A 19,748-nucleotide genomic window follows, 5' to 3' on the forward strand; every position below is an offset into this window, starting at 1 on the left:
TAGATTATTGATGTTATATTTGCACCCGCTTAGCCAAACAGCTAGGCACACAAAGGAGACCTGATAGCTCAGTTGGTAGAGCATCTCCCTTTTAAGGAGAGGGTCCTGGGTTCGAGCCCCAGTCAGGTCACTTCTATAAAACGTAAAACCCGATAAGTCAATTGATTTATCGGGTTTTTCTTTTTAAGTGTTTTAACTACGAGATTTTATTTTTCATTGGCAGACCCTGTTTCTGCTGTTACCAATGCATTTATTCGTTGGATGGTACCATCGGGATTATAGGTAAGTTCGGTCATTTTAACGCTTCGTAAATGTGTTTTTCCTCCAGACATGGAACTATCATGGAAAAACAACCACCACTTCCCCTGATACTCGACGATAGAATGGTGATTGGTCCAACCCAATACAGGACCTAAGATCACCCCTTGATAAGTAAACGGTCCGTATGGATTATCTGCGATAGCGTAAACAATATTATGGGTATCACCAGTGGAGTAAGAAAGATAATATTTGCCATTATATCGGTGGACCCAGGCAGCTTCAAAAAACCTTCGGTCGTTGTCCCCTGCAAGAATAGGCTCTCCATTTTTATCCAATATCATAACATCTTTGGGCTCCTCAGTAAAACTTATCATATCATCTCCCATCTTGGCAATCTTGGGCATAAGTGCCGGTTCGTCATCTGCAGGGTACTTGTCGGTTCCCAAATATTCCCCTTGGTCCCATTGTTGAAGCTGTCCACCCCAAATACCTCCGAAGTACATATAATAGGAGCCATCGATATCCCCAAAAACCGCAGGGTCCATGCTAAAACTTCCCTTAATTGGCTCCGGCATGGCCTCAAATGGACCTTCGGGAGCGTTGCTCTTGGCCACACCAATATGAAAAACATCCTCTTTGTCCTTAACCGGAAAGTATAAAAAGTATTCATCGCCCTTTTTAGCCGCGTCCGGAGCCCACATTTGCCTACCTGCCCAAGGGACATCGTCAATATGTAGCGCCAATCCATGGTCTGTAACCTCTCCTCCCACACTATCCATCGAAAACACATGATAATCTTCCATGTTAAAATGACTTCCCAAATCATCCTCTGGAATTCCTGATTCAAAATCGTGTGATGGATATACATATAACTTACCCTCAAAAACATGGGCAGAAGGATCTGCAGTATAAAGTTCAGATGTCAAAGTATAGACCTTATCAGGAGTTGTTCCGACGGTATCCACAATCACACCTACATCCTCCTGAGCATCTTGGGGACCTTGCTTTTGACGTTTGCAACTAAACGTAAAAAAAACAAGTGGAATTAATAGAAAACAGGTTGAAGAAATCCGCCTTGAGCAGTTTTTTTGAGTCAAAAATGTGTTTTTCATAATACAATAGATCGTTTTGATTTTTAAAAATACATATTATTCTGAATAAACAATCGTTTGCCTATTTTTTTAAAAAACATATAAAACTGTTTATCAGTTACTTATATAGTATTTATTGTGCATACAGAATAATTTCAATGTCAAATCTAAAAAAAATTAATGCAACCGATTGCGTTAAACGATATATTATGTATATTTATCACATTCCAAATAATGAGCATTCTTTTTTGTCATAATGGAATTAATTAACTGAACAAAATCAAAACTTAGTAACATGACTGAAAAACCTTTATTTGTTTATACAAATGGCAGATGGACCTCCCCTTTGCGTTTGCACTTAACAAGCTTTTTGTTATTTATTTTTTGCACTACCGCAGCTATAGCTCAGAACACCGTCACCGTATCAGGTACTGTGACCGACGCATCTGGCACACCAATTCCAGGGGCCAGTGTAATCGTGCAGAATACAACAAATGGAACATCGACAGACTTTGACGGGAACTATCAGATTGAGGCTGCGTCCAATGCGACCCTAGAATTCCGTTATCTTGGTTTCATTTCTCAAACGATTGCGGTAAATGGGCAATCTACACTTAATGTGCAATTGGCTGAGGATACCCAACAATTGGACGAGGTGGTCGTAATAGGTTATGGTACCCAAAGAAAGGAATCTGTAACTGGTTCCGTGGTCTCCATTAAGGGCGATAATTTAAATGAGGTACAATCGGCCAACTTCCAACAAGCACTTCAAGGTCGAGCCGCCGGTGTCAACATTTCCTCGACCAGTTCTAGGCCCGGTGCGGCACCACAAATACGTATTCGTGGTACACGCTCACTTTCTGCGGACAACAACCCGTTGATAGTTCTCAACGGAATCCCTTTTTCTGGAGGATTAAGTGATATCAATCCAAACGATATTGCGAGCCTTGACATATTAAAGGATGCATCCGCCACAGCGATTTATGGTTCCAGAGGTGCAAACGGTGTTATTTTGATTACCACTAAATCCGGTACAAAAGGGCAAAAGGCCACCATTACCTATAATACCTATTATGCATCAAAAGAAGTGTTTGCCAAATTCCCGATGATGAATGCAGCACAGCTTATTCAATTACGGGCAGATGTGGCGGCAAACAACGGAGGTACGCCACTATTCGGTTTGGCCGGTGATGAATACTTGGGCAACGATACCGATTGGCAGGACGAATTATACAAGACCGGTCTGCAAACCGCTCACGATGTAAGTATTCAGGGTGGTACGGAAAATGGTTCCTATAATGTGGGACTGGGATATTTTAAAGAAACATCCGTTGTACCTGGCGATTCCTTTGATAGATATTCGTTACGTGCACAGATTGACCAAAATGTAGGAAAACTGTTCCGATTTGGTTTAAACTCGGTTACCAACTTCAATAAAACAAGTAGTATTGTGGGCATATACCAAACGTTGGGAGCATCTCCCCTCTTGAGTCCGTACAATGCAGATGGTAACTACCTAGAATCTGTCCGTCTTCAAACGCAGGCAGATGATGCATGGATTCCCACCAGAGACGAAGTAAACCGTATCGGTAAAGGTAGGGTAAACGAGCAACTAGACTTCGGTACCTACAACAATATCTATGGGGAATTGCAAATACCTTGGGTAGATGGATTAAAATACCGCCTTAATGTCGGTTTGAATTTCCGTTCGGCCAGAGATGGTAATTTCACTGGTCAGGGTGTATTCAATTATAACCCCATAAACCCTTCATCTGCAAGCTACAACTCTTCAATCCAAAAGGATTACGTCATTGAAAATCAATTAATCTACGATAAGACGTTTGGCAAACACCAAGTCAATTTTGTTGGGTTGTTCTCTTCTCAGAACACCGAATTTGACAATGTGGGACTGGCTGTACGAAATGTTCCCGATGAAACATCTTTGTGGTACAATCTTGATGCTGCGCTTTCAGAGGACATTACAGACTACGGAACCGGTTATTCCGCAACTGGCCTATTATCCTATATGGCCAGGGTCCTATATCAGTTTGACAATCGGTATTTATTGACCGCTACCGTTCGTTCGGACGGTTCATCCAGATTAGCTCCCGGGCGTAAGTGGGTTACATATCCCGCAGTTTCTGTAGGATGGAATATTGCCAATGAGCCATTTATGGACAAAGTTGGCTGGGTAAATCAGTTGAAATTGCGTGCAGGATACGGTGAAACCTCCAACCAGGCCATCGCTCCTTATTCCGTTCAAGGTAGATTAGGACAGGTCAACTATAACTTTGGGGATACCTTTGCCACAGGTTACTTTGTAAATCAACTACCTAATCCGGATCTAGGATGGGAGTTTTCAGAAACCTACAACTACGGTCTGGATTTTGGATTTTTCAACAACCGTCTATCCGGTAGCGCTGAATACTACATTACCAAAACCAATGATATCTTATTGGGCCTCGGACTTCCAAGTACTGCGGGTGTGGGAAGCGTGACCAGTAATATAGGTAACACAGAGAACAAAGGTCTCGAGATTGCGCTGAACGGTATCATTTTCGACAATCCCGATGGATTCTCATGGGACGTTGGGGTTAACGTGTATACCAATAGAAACGAGATTACCTCATTGGCCTCCGGTCAGGACAGGGATGAAGGAAACCTTTGGTTTGTTGGCTCTCCCATCAATGTAATATTTGATTACGAAAGATTGGGCCTATGGAACGAATCCGACCCAGGGTTTGAATATCTGGACCAATATGAACCCGGAGGTAACGAAGGTATGATCAGGGTAAGATATACCGGAGATTTCAATCCTGACGGTTCTCCTACCCGCGTTATCGGTGCCGATGACAGAATCGTTCAAGACCCCACCCCGGATTTCCTTGGTGGTTTCAATACTCGCCTGGCCTATAAAAATTTCGATTTGAATGTGGTTGGCGCTTTCCAAAGTGGAGGTATACTCGTAAGTACATTGTACTCATCAAGCGGATATCTGAACCTACTTACCGGTAGAAGAAATAACGTTGATGTAGATTATTGGACCCCTTCCAATACCGATGCCAGGTATCCTGCTCCTGGGGGAATCCAAAGCGGTGACAACCCAAAATACGGAAGTACCTTAGGTTATTTTGATGGCTCTTATCTAAAGGTCCGCGCAATGACCTTGGGCTATAATTTTGACCAATCCACTTTAAAGGATACTTGGTTCAAAAGTCTGCGCCTGTATGCCACGGTACAAAATCCATTTGTATTGTTCTCTCCATTCCACGATGAATCCGGTCTGGACCCGGAAACCAACTCGGGTGTAAATGCTGACGGCACAAGACAAAACGTTGCCGTTAACACTAATAATATTTCCACAGGAATACCAACGGTAGGAGCCAATGCGCCCACATCAAGGAATTTTATGCTAGGATTAAACGTAACATTTTAAAAAAATGAGAAAGATGAAAAGAAAAAGTATATCAATAGCAATCTTATCCATTGCATTGTTTATAGGATCCTGTACAAAAGATATTATAGAGGAGGAACCAAGAGGTGTGTTCACCCCAGAGTTTTTCTCAACAGAGCTTGGTGTTCAGGGTGGTTTGACCTATTTGTACCAAAACTTAAGGAACGTATATGGCTTTGCCTATTTCCTAAATTTGGGAGAAACGGGAACAGATGAGTACTGCGCTGCACAAAGTGCCGATAATAATTTTTATGACCTTGACCTTGCTGGCCAAGGAAATCTAAGACCTGAAAGCGGTTTTTCCATCGGTACGCCGTGGGGCAATGCTTTCCCGGCCATCAATACTGCCAGCGGAATCATAGAAAACGCCGCAGCCGTGGGCTTGGACGAATCTTTGATCGCAGAGGCCAAGTTTTTTAGGGCGTTCAATTATTTCCTATTGGTTCAAACCTACGGAGGTGTGCCATTGGATCTAGGTTCGGGCGAATTGGCGTTCAACAGTTCCGCGGTCAGGACTTCGGTCCGTAACACCGTCCCAGAAGTATATACCAGGGCTATTTTTCCCGATTTAGAGGATGCCGTTGCCAATTTGCCAGAAAGCCCAAGGTTGACCGGGGCAGTTACCAAGAACGCGGCCCGATTGATCTTGGCCAAGGCCTATTTAACTTACGGATGGTGGCTGGAAAACCCCAATGGTATCCCAACCTATCCAGAGGCCCCAAGGACCGATCCAAATGGCAATGGTCCGGCATACTACTTTCAACAGGCCTACAATCAAGCAGTACAGGGCATCAATAACCCTGGACCATATCGCTTATTGGATTATTTCTATGATGTACATGTAGCTACCAACGACCGTCATGAGGAAATGATGTTGTATGCCGACCGTACCGAAGAAAGTCAAATTTACAACGGTGCGGACCTAGGCTTCAGCGGAACCGAAAATCCAGCGAATACAGCTGTTTGGATGGTGACATCCAACTATACGACCATAAGTGTTGATGGTGTAGCAGCGGTTCAACGTGAAGCTGCCCAGAGCTACGGTAGGCCTTGGACCCGTATGGCGCCACCTATCAGCGTGTTCACAGAAACGTTTGCAGAAAAAGATTTGGATTCCCGATACGATGGTACATTCGTCACCAGTTATCGAGGAAACTGGGATAAAGGTGGTGACACCAGTCCTACCCTAACCGCGGCCAATGGTTTGGAAATAGCTCCGGGAGATGCAGTGGTATCGTTCTTGGATGATTATGATCCGGCTGTAGACTATAGCGTAAATGGTGGTAATATAGGAGGAGGACAAATTCCTGGAAGGTCGGATTATGTTATCAATCTCAATGAAATTAACAGGAGGTTCTATCCTGGTCTATGGAAATTGGGAACCTACCGTACCGATAATGGTGGAGGCCTAGGATCCCCTAACGGAGCCATCACACGCCCCTTCCCTATTGCCAAATTCTCAGAATTCTATTTAGTGGCCGCCGAAGCAGCTGTTAAAGGGGCTACAGGAAGCTTTACTGCGAACGACCTCATTAATGTAATCCGTGCCCGTGCCGGTATGTGGCGCTTCGATAACGGTGAGCAACAAGAACGTATCGAGGACAACAGCGCCGCTATGGTCGCTGCTACACCCGCCGTAATAGATATCGACTATGTTTTGGCCGAACGTTCGCGAGAATATTTTGGCGAGGGTATGAGATGGTATGATTTGGTACGCACACAAAAATGGACAGAATACGCAAGTTCCTATGAAATTGCAGGAAATGATGCTGCCGACCATAATCCTGAAACAACGAACAGGACCATTGAACCATACCATTACTTAAGACCAATACCACAAGGACAGATAGATGATTTGAATATGTCAGAAGCCGAAAAGGCTGCATATCAAAATCCAGGATATTAAAAATCTAGTTACGTAAAATTCGTAAATAGTTTGAGTTAGTTAGTTTAAAGTTGCATTAAAAAGAGGCGGTCCAATGCGACGGCCTCTTTTAAAAATGCAGATGGCAGAGACCTCAAAATGATAACGATAACAATAGCATAGGAGTATCCATAACATAACCACTATTTAATTCATTTTTAGCGCATAAAACATAAGTTACAACTAAACAAAAACCAAGATCATGTCAAAAACTCTAAAATATTTTAGTAACCTTTTAACCGTTATGGCGATTGTTTTTGCAGCTGCCATGATATCGAGTTGCGAAGAGGATGATTTATCCGCTTCCACGGTAGATGTAACCAGCGTAGAGTCCGAGAATTTTTATCCGGGCGATCAGGTAACCATGCAAGGAAGTAATTTTGAAGCCGTCCTTTTCGTATTTTTAGGAAATAACCAGATTCCCTTTCAATTGGATGGCGATACATTGACCTTTACCCTACCCTCAAACGTGGCCATTGGTGAAGGACTTGTAACATTGGTAATGCCAGATGGTTATATTGTTACCCGAAATATAGAGGTGGTTGCAAGGCCTTTCCCTATTATCCTGGCATTATCTACAAATGCTGCTCCGGAAGGTGCAGAAGTAATTATTAAAGGAACATCCCTCAATAATCTCGAGTCAGTGACTATTGGAGAGGTCGAAGCAAAAGTGGTTTCGTCGACAGCAACAGAATTGACAATAACCGTTCCTTCCGGTCTTCAAGAAAATCTTGAAGCGCCGATTACCGTGGTAACATCTGGTGGTGAGGCAACAGCGCCAGGAAAATTTTATGTAGGTGAAAATTTACTTTTAAATGGAGGTTTTGAACTGGGTGATGGAGATGATTTTACCAATTGGTCAAAATTTAACGGTGGCGATGGACTTACGGCAACCAGTGCCGATGGTCAGGCCTATTTCGGCAGGTCCCTACGTGCCCTGGGTGCCGGCGGAGACGCATGGAGAACCCAATTGGCAAGTGATACAGCGCCTTTAGAGGTTGGAGTGGAATACACGCTAACCATGTGGATAAAAGCACAGGCAGGAACCCCTGGCGATGGTGGGAATATTAGATTTTCGACCAATCCAGATGCCCTTTACAGTGGGAACTACGACATAACCACAGAGTGGCAACAAATTGAGTGGGTATTTACAGCCAACGCTACACCTGCAAGGGCAGTTTTGGATCTTGGAGTAATTGCCGATGCCGTATACTTTATAGACAACGTCACCTTGGTCGCAACCGGCCTTTCAGGACCACAGCCTACGGAAATCTTGCTTAATGGAGGGTTTGAAGAAGGAGATGGCGATGAATTTACCAATTGGAGTAAGTTCAATGGAGCTGATTTGTTGACTGCGACAACAGCAAGCGACGAAGTCCGAAGCGGCGAAAGGGCGCTAAGGGCCGTTGGATTTGGAGGAGATGCCTGGAGGACCCAATTGGCCAGTGATGCAGTTGCAACCGAAGATGGGGTGGAATATACCGCCAGTTTATGGATCAAAGCGGCACCAGGTCCTGGCAATGGAGGTTCCATCAGAATGTCCACCACCGGTAACGGGGATGCACAATATCAAGGTGATGTGACCGTAACCACCGAATGGCAGAAAGTTGAATGGATATTTACAGCAAATAGCACTCAGACCGGCATAGTATTGGACCTTGGATTCACCCTGGATGCAGTTTATTTTATTGATGATGTAAGCCTATTGGCGCCACCACAAGAAGAGTAGGACGACGATGACACGTATACGTTTATAAATTAAAATGAAAAGGCTGTCAATGGGCGGCCTTTCATTTTATGACCCTAAGGATGATACAGTTTGGTTTTCACCAAATTGCACCATCAAAAATTTCAGATTAAAATTCACCTTACAAATGCAACCGATTGCTTTTGAGAGATTGATTTATCATACCATAATTAAACTATTGATTGCAGATAACCCATTATGAAAAAATACTTGACCTTGATTTTGGCCATATCGACACTTCTAGGCCAATCACCTCTCTTTGCACAAACAACGGGCCTTAAAGACGCTTTTAAAGATAAATTCTTGATGGGCGTTGCCGTGAATCGATATCAAATAAACCAAAGCAACAACAAAGAAACAGACCTGATCATATCCCAATTCAATGCTCTCACCGCAGAAAACGATATGAAGTGGATGAACATCCATCCTCAGGAAAACACGTTCAATTTTGAACAGGCCGACAAATTGGTGGCCCTGGCAGATGCCAATGATATGTTTGTGGTCGGGCACACCTTGGTATGGCATAGTCAATTGGCACCTTGGGTTTTTAAGACAGCAAATGGGGACACTATTGATAATTTGGAATTGACCCATCGAATAGAAAAACATATTTCAACTATCGTAGGTAAATACAAAGGCAAAATAGATGCATGGGATGTGGTCAACGAAGCCTTGGCCGAAGATGGCTCCTACCGGGAATCCACATTTTATAAAATAAGTGGTGAAACATTCATTGAAAATGCTTTTAGGTTTGCTCATGAAGCGGATCCGGAAGCTGAGTTATATTACAACGATTACAACCTCATCGATGCAGATAAAAGAGATGGGGCCATTCGCATTATCAATAACCTTAAAGCCAAGAACATTAAAATAGATGGCATCGGAGTACAGGCCCATTGGAGTTTGGAAGAACCTTCCATAGAAGATATCGAGACCGCAATAGAAATGTATGCAGAGACCGGTGTGAAGGTCATGTTTACGGAATTGGATATTTCGGTTTTGCCCAGTCCATGGAACTCGCCGACCGCTGATGTTTCCGTAAGCTTTGAGAATAATCCGGACATGGACCCCTACCCCAACGGTTTACCAGATTCGGTTGAGGACCAATTAGCTAACCGGTATGCAGAAATTTTTAAACTATTCAACAAACATTCCGACAAAATTGGAAGGGTTACCTTTTGGGGATTGCACGATGGATTGTCCTGGAAAAACAATTTCCCTATTCGCGGCAGAACGGATTACACCTTGTTGTTCGATAGAGAACTGAAACCAAAGAAAGCATTTCACGCTGTAATACAAACGGTTAATGATTAATTTTCATTCTAAAAGATTCATGAATACAAGAACCAACCTTAGATATCCGAATTTCTTTCACTTATACCCCTTGGTGGTATTATTGTTCCTCTTCTCCTGTAAAGAAGAAACGTTAGAGGCCAATACCGAAACAAACGACATAGAACAAATCCTTACCATACCCACAGAGGATGCCTTCCCACAAAATTCAATACTTACAACCGAAAAAGAAGAGAATACATTCCCAATTATTGCAAATGGGGTTGCTAGTGACCTTCTTGTTAGCGAGTCCGATTACCCCGGAGTTAAAAGAATTGCCGGAATTTTTCAGAAAGACTTGGGTAATGTTTCTGGCAATGAACCAGAATTAATTTTTGGAAATACCCATCAATCCAGTAACCTGATTATCATTGGAACCGTTGGCCAGAGCACGGTAATCGACCATTTGGCCAAAGCAGGCAAAATCGATGTGACCGTATTGGAAGGCAAGTGGGAACAATTTTCAATCACTTCTGTACAAAACCCCATTGAAGGGGTCGATAACGCCTTGGTAATAGCCGGAAGCGACAAAAGAGGGACCATTTTCGGGATGTTGGACCTTTCGGAACAGATGGGTGTCTCGCCTTGGTACTGGTGGGCCGATGTACCTGTAAAGGTCCGAAAGAATATATACGCCAAGCCCCAGATGTATACTCTTGGTGAACCAAAGGTAAAATATCGGGGAATATTCATCAATGATGAAGCTCCAGCACTATCGGGATGGTCTTCGGAAAAGTTTGGTGGTTTCAACAAACAGTTTTACGAAAAAGTCTTTGAACTCATCCTAAGGTTAAAAGGAAATTACCTATGGCCAGCGATGTGGGGAAGTTCGCTATGGGACGATGACCCCGAAACTGCGCCATTGGCCAATGAAATGGGCGTCGTCCTTGCCACTTCGCACCATGAACCCTTAATGCGTTCCCATGTGGAATGGAACCGATATGGGGAAGGCCCATGGGACTATGATAAAAACCAGGAGAAACTCCAAGAATTTTGGAGGGAAGGCATGGAACGCACAAAAGGTCAGGAAAAAGTAGTAACCTTGGCCATGCGTGGAGATGGTGATGAAGCAATGAGCGAGGGAACCAATATTGAGCTTCTAGAAAAAATCGTACAAGATCAAAGAGAGATCATCAAAGAGGTTACCGGAAAACCCATTGAAAAAACGCCACAAGTATGGGCGCTCTACAAAGAGGTGCAGGAATATTACGATAAAGGCATGCGAGTTCCCGACGATGTAACCCTGTTGCTCTGTGATGATAACTGGGGCCAAGTAAGGGTTTTGCCCGCTTTGGACAGTGAACCTCGCTCAGGTGGTTATGGAATGTACTACCATTTTGACTTTGTTGGAGGTCCCCGTAGCTACAAGTGGTTGAACACCACACAGATTGAGCGTGTATGGGAGCAAATGAACCTTACCTATTCCTACGGAGTCGATGAGATATGGCTGGTGAACGTTGGTGATATTAAGCCCATGGAATTCCCCATCAGTTTCTTTTTAGATTATGCTTGGAATCCTGAAAATTTCCCAGCGGAGAAGTTGCCCGAATATTATACTTCATGGGCCCAAAAACAATTTGGAGCCAAGCACGCCCAGGAAATCGGGGAAATCATATCACTTTATACCAAATACAATTCACGAAGGAAACCAGAGTTGATAGAACCCACCACCTACAGTCTTCAACATTTTAATGAGGCTGAAAATATGGTGGAAGATTATAAAACGCTGGTTGAGCGTGCAAAAAAAGTGAAGGAGCAATTGCCCACAGATGCGCACGCTGCATTCTATCAGTTAGTGCAATATCCTGTCGAAGCCTGTGCCAATTTGAACGAAATGTACGTCGCTGCTGGAAAGAACAGATCGTACGCATTTCAAAACAGAGCTTCAACAAACTATTACGCAGATAAAACCGAGGAGCTATTTTTCAAAGATGCAGAATTCACTGAATATTATCACAATGGCTTGGCCAATGGCAAGTGGAACCATATGATGTCCCAAACCCACATGGGCCATATCAGTTGGAACGACCCGGCATTTAACAAAATGCCCTCGGTATCGTTCATCCAACCTGGAAAGGAAGCCTATTTGGGTTATGTGGTGGAAAATGGCATCAGCAGGTCTCAATGGATGCCAAGCGGTTTGAACAGTCGTAGCTTTTCGACTTTTGACCCTATCAATGATCAAAAATACTATGTTGAAGTCTTTAATAAGGGTAAAGAGAAACTGACATACACCATCACTTCAGAAAACGATTGGATACAGTTGTCCTCAAAGGGCGGAACCATCCAATACGACGAAAAAGTCTTTGTTAGCATTGATTGGAACAAGGCACCCAAAGGAAAAGAGGTAGGAGAAATTGTGATTAAAGCGGACAATTCAGAAGGAGGAACCAAGGTTAGCGTCCCTATCCGCAATGATCTCGCAGAAAACATTAAAGGCTTTGTAGCGAACCAAGGTATCGTGAGCGTGGATGCCGTCAATCATCAGAACGCTAAAGAAACAGCAGAAGTTTCTTGGCAGACCATACCCAATCTCGGGCGCACTGGGTCAGCGATTACCACTATGCCCGCTACAGCTCCCAAACAAAACCCCAACAACGATGGCCCTTATTTGGAATATGAAATATATCTATTGGATTCCGGCACCTATAACCTGACCACATATTTTTCACCTACGCTGAATTTTCAGAAAGACGAAGGACTGATCTATGCAGTTTCCATTGATGGAGATACCCCAAAAATGATGAACTTGCATAAAGATGCCCTTGCCGCAGACTGGACCTACCCAGAATGGTGGAATGAAGCGGTCAAGGATAACATCATGACACAGTCCGTACTTGAAAAAGAACTTTCGGAAGGGGCACATACCATCAAATATTGGGCCGTGGACCCCGGTTTGGTCTTGCAAAAAATGGTATTACAAAAGGAAGGCGCCAATGCAGAAAGCTATTTGGGCCCTCCTGAAAGTACCCTGATAAAATAATTTTTGAAACAAACAGTACACTAAAACCATAATTGTGAAAAGTAGTAAAGTCTTGGTGGCCCTCATAGTATTCATTTGCTCGGTCACCATGGGAATTTCCCAAATAACACTTCCCAAGATTATCACGGACGGTATGGTCCTGCAACGTGATGCAAACATCATGATCTGGGGATGGGCATCACCTAATGAACAAGTGGTTGCCACCTTCAATGGCAAGAAAAGAAAAGCTACTGCAAATGCCCATGGTGACTGGAGCGTAGAATTTCCCAAAATGAAGGCAGGGGGGCCGTATACCATGAAGATTTCAGGGAAGAACGAAATTCTTCTGGAAGATATTCTCATCGGTGATGTTTGGCTCTGTTCCGGGCAATCCAACATGGTACATCAAATGGACATTCACGATGTTACCTACGCCGAGGATATTGCAAATGCCGACTTCCCTGAAATACGCCATTTTAAAGTCCCCCGAAAGACAGACCTAACAGGTCCAAGCAAACATCTGGATGGTGGCTCTTGGGAGGTAGCCGTATCCGAAGAAGTTCGTCCTTTCTCTGCGGTCGCATACTTCTTTGCCCGTAAATTGTACAAGAAATACGGGGTGCCTATCGGGTTGGTCAATGCCAGTGTTGGCGGTACTCCTATCGAGGCATGGATCAATGAGGAAGGGTATCAAAAATTCCCCGAAAAATTAAAAATCATCGAAGAAAACAAGGATACGGCTTTTGTGAACAGTCATTCCATGAACCGCTTTTCTGGAAATCAACAATCTCAAAAACCGGAAGACAAGGGTCTAATTGGCGAAACACCTTGGTACGATGTCAGCTTTGAGCCCAAAAACTGGCGCAGGATCAATATTCCAGGCTATTGGGAAGATCAAGGAGTCAGAGACCTCAACGGTGTGGTATGGTACCGCAAAGAAATAGACTTGCCAACATCAATGGACGCGGCGGAAGCTACTGTTTTTTTAGGTAGGATCGTAGATGCGGACGAGTTGTACATCAACGGTGAAAAAGTCGGGAACACTACCTATCAATATCCGCAAAGAAGGTATGATGTGCCTGCCAACCTTCTTAAGGCTGGGAAAAATACTTTCGTGATTCGCGTGACCAACAACAACGGTAAGGGCGGTTTTGTTCCGGATAAACCGTATTACATTTTTACCGACAGGGATACCGTAGACTTAAAAGGATACTGGAAATACAAAGTTGGGGAAGTCTATCCACCTATGGATTTTTCATCCTTTACGCATAATAATGATGCCCCAGAGGAAAGGATCATCAATCCTCAAAATGAACCCACAGCCTTATATAATGGCATGGTCGCTCCCTACACCCAGCTTCCTATTAAAGGGGTATTATGGTATCAAGGTGAGAGCAATGCCGGTAGACCAGAAGAATATTTGGATTTAATGCACGCCCTGATCAATGGATGGAGGGGTATTTACGGTGACCCAGAGCTGCCCTTTATTTACGCGCAGCTTCCCAACTTCGGAGATGTTACCTATTCACCTACGGACAGTAACTGGGCCGAACTAAGGGAAGCGCAATTACGGACATGGGACGACGCTTACACAGCCATGACAGTAAACATCGACCTTGGGGAATGGAACGACATACACCCCGACAACAAGAAAGATGTTGGGGAACGTATGGCTTTGGCAGCCCAAAAAATAGCATATGAGGAAGATATCGTCTATTCTGGGCCGCTCTACCAGTCTTCCAAGGTCGAGAACGATAAAATCATCATTTCATTTTCCCATATTGGGGGTGGATTGACCACTGATGATGGTGAGGCCCTTGATAGCTTCGAGATTGCTGGAGAAGACAAAAACTTTGTTTGGGCCAAGGCGAAAATTGATGGTGATAAAGTAATCGTTTGGAACGATGAAGTTCCAAACCCAAAATATGTACGATATGCATGGGCCGACAATCCCGACAATCCGAATTTATACAACACGGAAGGACTTCCTGCATCACCCTTCAGAACTAAATAGGTTAATGTAGCCAAGGCAAAAAAAAGGGACATCGATAATGATGTCCCTTTTCTATTTATTAAGAATGCTGGAATTTTGCATCAATCCCTAAATACAGGGTCGTTACCCGTATATTTTAAATATTCAAAGGAAGCCGAGTTTTCCGACTTCTCCCCGGATGATGTAGCGTACATACCGTACAAACAGCCAATAAATCCGCCAGCCACCTTGGTGCTCAAAAATTTGGCATCCACGTTATCCTTCACCAATTGCCAATCTTTGCCATTTACGGAATAGTGGAAGCTATACGTAGCTCCTTTGGACTCAATAGCTAGTTTAATCTTCTTGCTATCATCAACTTCAAAAGCAACGTTTGCCAGTTCCTCCATTTCTCCTTCATCAAGATTGCTCTTGTAAAGCTGGATAACCTGTTGACCTTCTTTCTGGGAAATTGCCAAAAAGTAAAAATGATTTTCGTTTTGAAAGGCCACTAAACCTGCCTTTTCATATTGAGCTTTTGCATCAAAGTGTATTTGAGTCTCTGCTCGACTATTTAAATGTTGCTGACGTTTACCAACAAAACTAGGGTTGCCATATTCCGCAATGGTCTCGGGCTTTAACTTTAGCACTAAACCTTCTTTCTTGGATATGGAAAACGCACTGCTATCAACAGTTCTAAGGAAGAGTAAGGATGGATCCAATCCTTTTTTCAGATCCAGTGTATACTCAAAATTACCAGATTGCGGCAAAGCATCTTTCTGGGGCACTTCCTTGTAATCAAAGTCATATGCATATTTTACTTCCTCTCCCCCCAAATCAAAGTGGGGCCAGTCGTTTTTCCATTCAATCGGGGCAATAAAAGTTTCACGACCTGTATTGTAATAATCGCCTTCATACGGTCTAACGGCCAAAAATATAGAGTAGGTCTTGCCATCGGGGCCTTCAACAAGTTGGGCATGTCCCGTTGAAGTAATCGGGTTGTCCCTGTCCTCTGGCAAATGCCTTTGGGTAAGGATGGGATTGTTCTTGTAGGGAACATAAGGGCCTTGGGGTGATTTGCTCCTGAAAACCACTTCGGAATGATTGACCGATGTGCCCCCTTCCGCCGCATAGAGATAGTACCAACCATTTCTTTTCCAAATGTGAGGGCCTTCTATCCATACCGGTTTTTCCGAAATGTCCACTCCCCCGTTCACCAGCTGTATTTCTTCTCCTACTGTTTTCAAGTTTTCATAATCAAACTCATACATTCTGATGGTTCTGTGCCCAGAATATAAGGGCTTCCTATCCGGGGCATCACTATTGTAAATGATATAGGCCTTATCAGTATCCTTGTCAAAATATATGGAAGGATCAATACCGCTTACTTCTGGAAGCCGAACAGGGTCGCTCCATGGCCCAGCAGGGTCCGTCGCCGTCACCACAAAATTGCCCATGTTATCGATATCCGTGCAACTGACATAAAAAATACCTTTGTGATGACTAATGGCCGGGGCAAACAATCCCCGGGTCATCCGTTCGCCCATAAAATCCATTTGAGAAGGGCGGTGGATTACATTTCCTATCTGTTTCCAGTTTTTCAAGTCCTTGCTGTGCATTACCGGAATGCCAGGAAAGTAGGAAAAGGTAGAATTGATCAAATAATAATCGGTATCCACTTTTACAATACTGGGGTCGGGGTAAAAACCGGTCAGGATCGGGTTGACCAATGTAGTGGTCTGTGATTTCGAGGCTATTGGACTCAAAAACAACAAAATTGTGAGTAACAATAAAACTATCTTCTTCATAATTTGGTTATAATGATTCCATGTTTTTATCAAGGTGCCACTCCTTCCAATCCATCGACCAATCCCCTGTGGGTGATTTTGGTGTTGAAATCATTATCATACAATAATGGCCAATCGGAACCACCATCGTACAGCCAACTATCTTGATCTCTAACACCCCATATGGTCAAACCGAATTGCTGTGCCTGTGGAACTATGGTCGTGTAATAATATCCGACTCTTTGATACTGCTCTTCTTGGGCTTGGGCCCTTTCCACGGTCAGCTCACTGAGGTCATCACTGTAATTTGCTTTTACATCCAGCTCCGAAATATGGACCAATAACCCCGTATCGGCGATATCCTGGATAGATGTCGGCAAATCCGTTGATGGCCAATCGTGGTTCAGGTGCATTTGCATACCTATCCCGTCGATTGGAATATCATCGGATATAAAGTTGGAGACCATGCTTATAATGGCGTTACGTTTGTCAACCTCTCCAGCTATATTGTAATCGTTGTAGAACAATTTCACATCGGGGTCGGCCTCTCTGGCCCATTGAAAGGCCTTTTCGTGAAAATCCGTGCCGATTCGTTGAGTGAACAAGGAAGTACGTACAGCGGAACCATCAAAATATTCATTTACCACATCCCAGGATGCTACCACAGGGGTTCCGTCACCATCGGTCACTTCAGCAAAGTGTGCTACGGTTGCCTTGACATATGCCTCTACCTGAGCTTCAAATTCTTCATCTGTACCTTCAAAAGTGTTCAACCAATTGGGAATGGACGAATGCCAAATCAATGCATGGCCGTGCACTCTAAACCCATTTTCCAAAGCATAAGCAACAATGGCATCTCCATCGCTAAAATCGTAAGTATCGGGACCTGTGAACATATTGGCCATCTTCATGTCGTTTTCGGCAGTGATGCTGTTGTATTCTTGGTTCAAGATATCCTTAAAAGTGGTGTTACTGGCAGATGTTGATGCCAATTTACTTGCGGACACTATATTTCCGAGAGGAAAATCTGCAACATCTTTCAAGTTTTCGGTTGCGCTATATAAAAAAGGGTCGCTGTTATCTACCGGTGGCGTTTCGGAATCGGGGTCGGGAGTTTCAGTTGGTCCTCCGACTTGAGGTCCCCCATCGTCCCCAGAACTACAACCTATACACATTGCCAATAGCAAAACGGATATAATTTTCAATATTTTCATTTCAGACGTTGTTTAATTAATATGTGCTTTAAAAGTGGAGTCAATGAAGTACAATGACCTCACTGTTTCGTTTATTTCAGTTTATGTACAATTCCAAGTTCCAACCCTCTCAATTCTGCCAATCCCTTTAACCTTCCAATTAATGAATATCCCGGGTACTTTTCTTTAGCTTCAAAAGAGTGAAGGAACCCATGGTCAGGGCGCATCGGAAGAGGAGAGTTGTTCTTGTTCATGAGCAACAAGAGTTTTTCAATAATTTCTTCCATGGGATTATCCCCGTTCAAATGCTCCGACTCTCTGAACCGTTTCCCATCCTCCCGTTTTACATTCCGTAAATGCAAAAAATGAATACGATCTCCGTACTGATCTATGATTCGCAACAAATCGTTGTTCGGTTGGGCACCTAAGGAACCTGTGCAATAGCAAAGTCCGTTGGCATCAAGTGGAACGGCAGATAAAATATCGTCAAGATCCTTTTCGGTGGAAACCACCCGAGGAAGTCCTAACACGGAAAAAGGTGGGTCATCTGGATGAATGGCCAATTTTATTCCGAGTTCTTCGGCCACAGGTGCTACTTCGGAAAGAAAATGAACCAGATTCTTGCGCAAGGCATCATCATCGATACCCTGATAAGCATTCAAAAGATCTAAAATCTTTTCGGGCGTGAAGCTTTCATCACTGCCCGGTAATCCCAACAGCACATTTTTAAAGAGTTTTTCCTTTTGCGATTCGTCCAATGAGTTTCCATAGGTTTTTGCTTCAATCAATTGGTCTTTGGTGTAATCGTCCTCCGCGCCCGCTCTTTTTAGTAAATACACATCAAAAAATATAAAGGCCACCTCATCGAACAACAATGCTTTTGTCCCATCAGGGTTGACATGGGCATGATCTGTTCGCACCCAGTCCAAAATGGGCATAAAATTGTATGCGACCACTTTGATGCCACACTCGGCCAAGTTTTTCAAACTCTTTTTATAGTTTTGGATATATTGCTCGAAGTTACCACCACGTCTCTTGATATCTTCGTGCACCGGTAAACTTTCTACCACCATCCATTCCATACCTTCTTTACGAATGACTTGCTGGCGTTCTTCAATATCCTTTACCAGCCATACTTCCCCTACTGGAATCTGGTGCAGAGCGGTAACAATTCCCTCTACCCCACACTCTCTGATATCCCGAAGGGAAACACCATCATGCGGGCCGTACCATCGCATGGTTTGTTGCATCGTAATCATACCTTGTTTCCTTTTATTAAAAACCTATACTATTTCCTCCATCAACGGGAAGTACCGTTCCTGTAACAAATTTGGCCTCCTTGGAACACATAAAGAACACGGCATCTGCAATATCTTCTGGAAGTCCCATTTTGCCCATTGGCGTTCTTGAAAAGACCCTTTCTTTTCGTGGTGGGTCGGAGTCCAGTGCCTTAGCGGTCATTTTGGTCTTGATAAAGCCCGGAGCGATGCAATTTGTCCTAATGTTATATTGGGCCAGGTCAACGGCCATTGCCCGTGTCATACCTTCTATAGCGGTTTTACTGGCGGAATACGCCACTACCTTGGGCATACCGTACTGTGCGGCCATGGAACTGATGTTCACAATGCTTCCGCCTCCTGTTTCCTTCATCTTTTTCACCACCTCTCTACTGATGGCAAAAACACTGAACAAATTGGTGTGGAGTATGTTTTCAAATTCGGCATCCGTGACTTCGATAAACTCTTTCTTCATATTAATGCCCGCATTGTTGACTAGAATATCAATCTGCCCTTCCTTATCGAAAATATCTTGGATCATTCCGGGTATTTCATCCAAATTCGTCAGGTCGAAAATCAATGGCATGGCATTGTTCCCTATCTCGGAGCAGGCATTTACCGTGCGCTCTTTGGTCCGCCCAATAACATAGGTTTTAATACCGTTATCGCAGAATTTCTTTGCTGTTGCATATCCCAATCCAGAGTTGCCCCCGGTTACTATGGCTACTTTTTTATCCATTAATTATGT

The 19,748-nt window shown here is 43.7% G+C and carries 11 protein-coding genes and 1 tRNA gene; 7 read left to right on the top strand and 5 right to left on the bottom strand.

The window, feature by feature from the left end; all coding sequences use genetic code 11:
• The first annotated feature begins 57 nt into the window (after nt 1–57).
• A tRNA-Lys gene (locus DCK90_RS05590) sits at nt 58–130 on the top strand.
• A 76-nt stretch (nt 131–206) separates the two neighbouring features.
• Here DCK90_RS05590 and DCK90_RS05595 read toward each other — a convergent pair.
• The gene (locus DCK90_RS05595; protein WP_108245207.1) at nt 207–1,373 is read right to left on the bottom strand and encodes a glycoside hydrolase family 43 protein; all 1,167 of its coding nucleotides are present in this window, start codon (nt 1,371–1,373) and stop codon (nt 207–209) included.
• A 274-nt stretch (nt 1,374–1,647) separates the two neighbouring features.
• On the opposite strand from DCK90_RS05595, the gene DCK90_RS05600 reads away from it, so the two are divergent.
• The 6 genes from DCK90_RS05600 to DCK90_RS05625 all read left to right on the top strand — a co-directional run bounded on the left by DCK90_RS05600 (nt 1,648) and on the right by DCK90_RS05625 (nt 14,785).
• Nucleotides 1,648–4,788, top strand: coding sequence for a SusC/RagA family TonB-linked outer membrane protein (locus tag DCK90_RS05600; RefSeq protein ID WP_108245208.1), 3,141 nt, complete (start codon nt 1,648–1,650; stop codon nt 4,786–4,788).
• A 13-nt stretch (nt 4,789–4,801) separates the two neighbouring features.
• Nucleotides 4,802–6,712: a RagB/SusD family nutrient uptake outer membrane protein gene (locus DCK90_RS05605; protein WP_394339699.1), complete on the top strand. Its 1,911-nt coding sequence runs from the start codon at nt 4,802–4,804 to the stop codon at nt 6,710–6,712.
• Between the two features lie 220 nt (nt 6,713–6,932).
• Nucleotides 6,933–8,459 (top strand): carbohydrate binding domain-containing protein, encoded by a 1,527-nt coding sequence (locus tag DCK90_RS05610; RefSeq protein ID WP_108245210.1) that lies wholly within the window; start codon nt 6,933–6,935, stop codon nt 8,457–8,459.
• Nucleotides 8,460–8,675: 216 nt separating this feature from the next.
• Complete coding sequence (locus DCK90_RS05615; protein WP_108245211.1) at nt 8,676–9,791, top strand: endo-1,4-beta-xylanase; 1,116 nt, start codon at nt 8,676–8,678, stop codon at nt 9,789–9,791.
• 19 nt (nt 9,792–9,810) lie between these two features.
• Entirely contained in the window at nt 9,811–12,792 is a 2,982-nt protein-coding gene (locus DCK90_RS05620; protein ID WP_159075774.1) for a glycosyl hydrolase 115 family protein, read from the top strand.
• 34 nt (nt 12,793–12,826) lie between these two features.
• Nucleotides 12,827–14,785, top strand: coding sequence for a sialate O-acetylesterase (locus tag DCK90_RS05625; RefSeq protein WP_199912652.1), 1,959 nt, complete (start codon nt 12,827–12,829; stop codon nt 14,783–14,785).
• Nucleotides 14,786–14,865: 80 nt separating this feature from the next.
• Here the strand turns inward: DCK90_RS05625 and DCK90_RS05630 are convergent, their stop codons facing one another.
• The 4 genes from DCK90_RS05630 to DCK90_RS05645 form a co-directional block, all read right to left on the bottom strand.
• Nucleotides 14,866–16,551, bottom strand: a complete 1,686-nt coding sequence (locus DCK90_RS05630) for a glycoside hydrolase family 43 protein (protein ID WP_108245214.1) — start codon at nt 16,549–16,551, stop codon at nt 14,866–14,868.
• 29 nt (nt 16,552–16,580) lie between these two features.
• The gene (locus tag DCK90_RS05635) at nt 16,581–17,744 is read right to left on the bottom strand and encodes an endo-1,4-beta-xylanase (RefSeq protein ID WP_108245215.1); all 1,164 of its coding nucleotides are present in this window, start codon (nt 17,742–17,744) and stop codon (nt 16,581–16,583) included.
• Between the two features lie 71 nt (nt 17,745–17,815).
• The gene (gene uxuA, locus DCK90_RS05640) at nt 17,816–18,973 is read right to left on the bottom strand and encodes a mannonate dehydratase (protein ID WP_199912655.1); all 1,158 of its coding nucleotides are present in this window, start codon (nt 18,971–18,973) and stop codon (nt 17,816–17,818) included.
• Between the two features lie 25 nt (nt 18,974–18,998).
• Entirely contained in the window at nt 18,999–19,739 is a 741-nt protein-coding gene (locus DCK90_RS05645) for an SDR family NAD(P)-dependent oxidoreductase (RefSeq protein WP_108245217.1), read from the bottom strand.
• Between the last annotated feature and the right edge of the window lie 9 nt (nt 19,740–19,748).

Origin of the sequence: Muricauda brasiliensis (assembly GCF_003057865.1) — a bacterium.
Classification (GTDB): Bacteria; Bacteroidota; Bacteroidia; order Flavobacteriales; family Flavobacteriaceae; genus Flagellimonas; species Flagellimonas chongwuensis.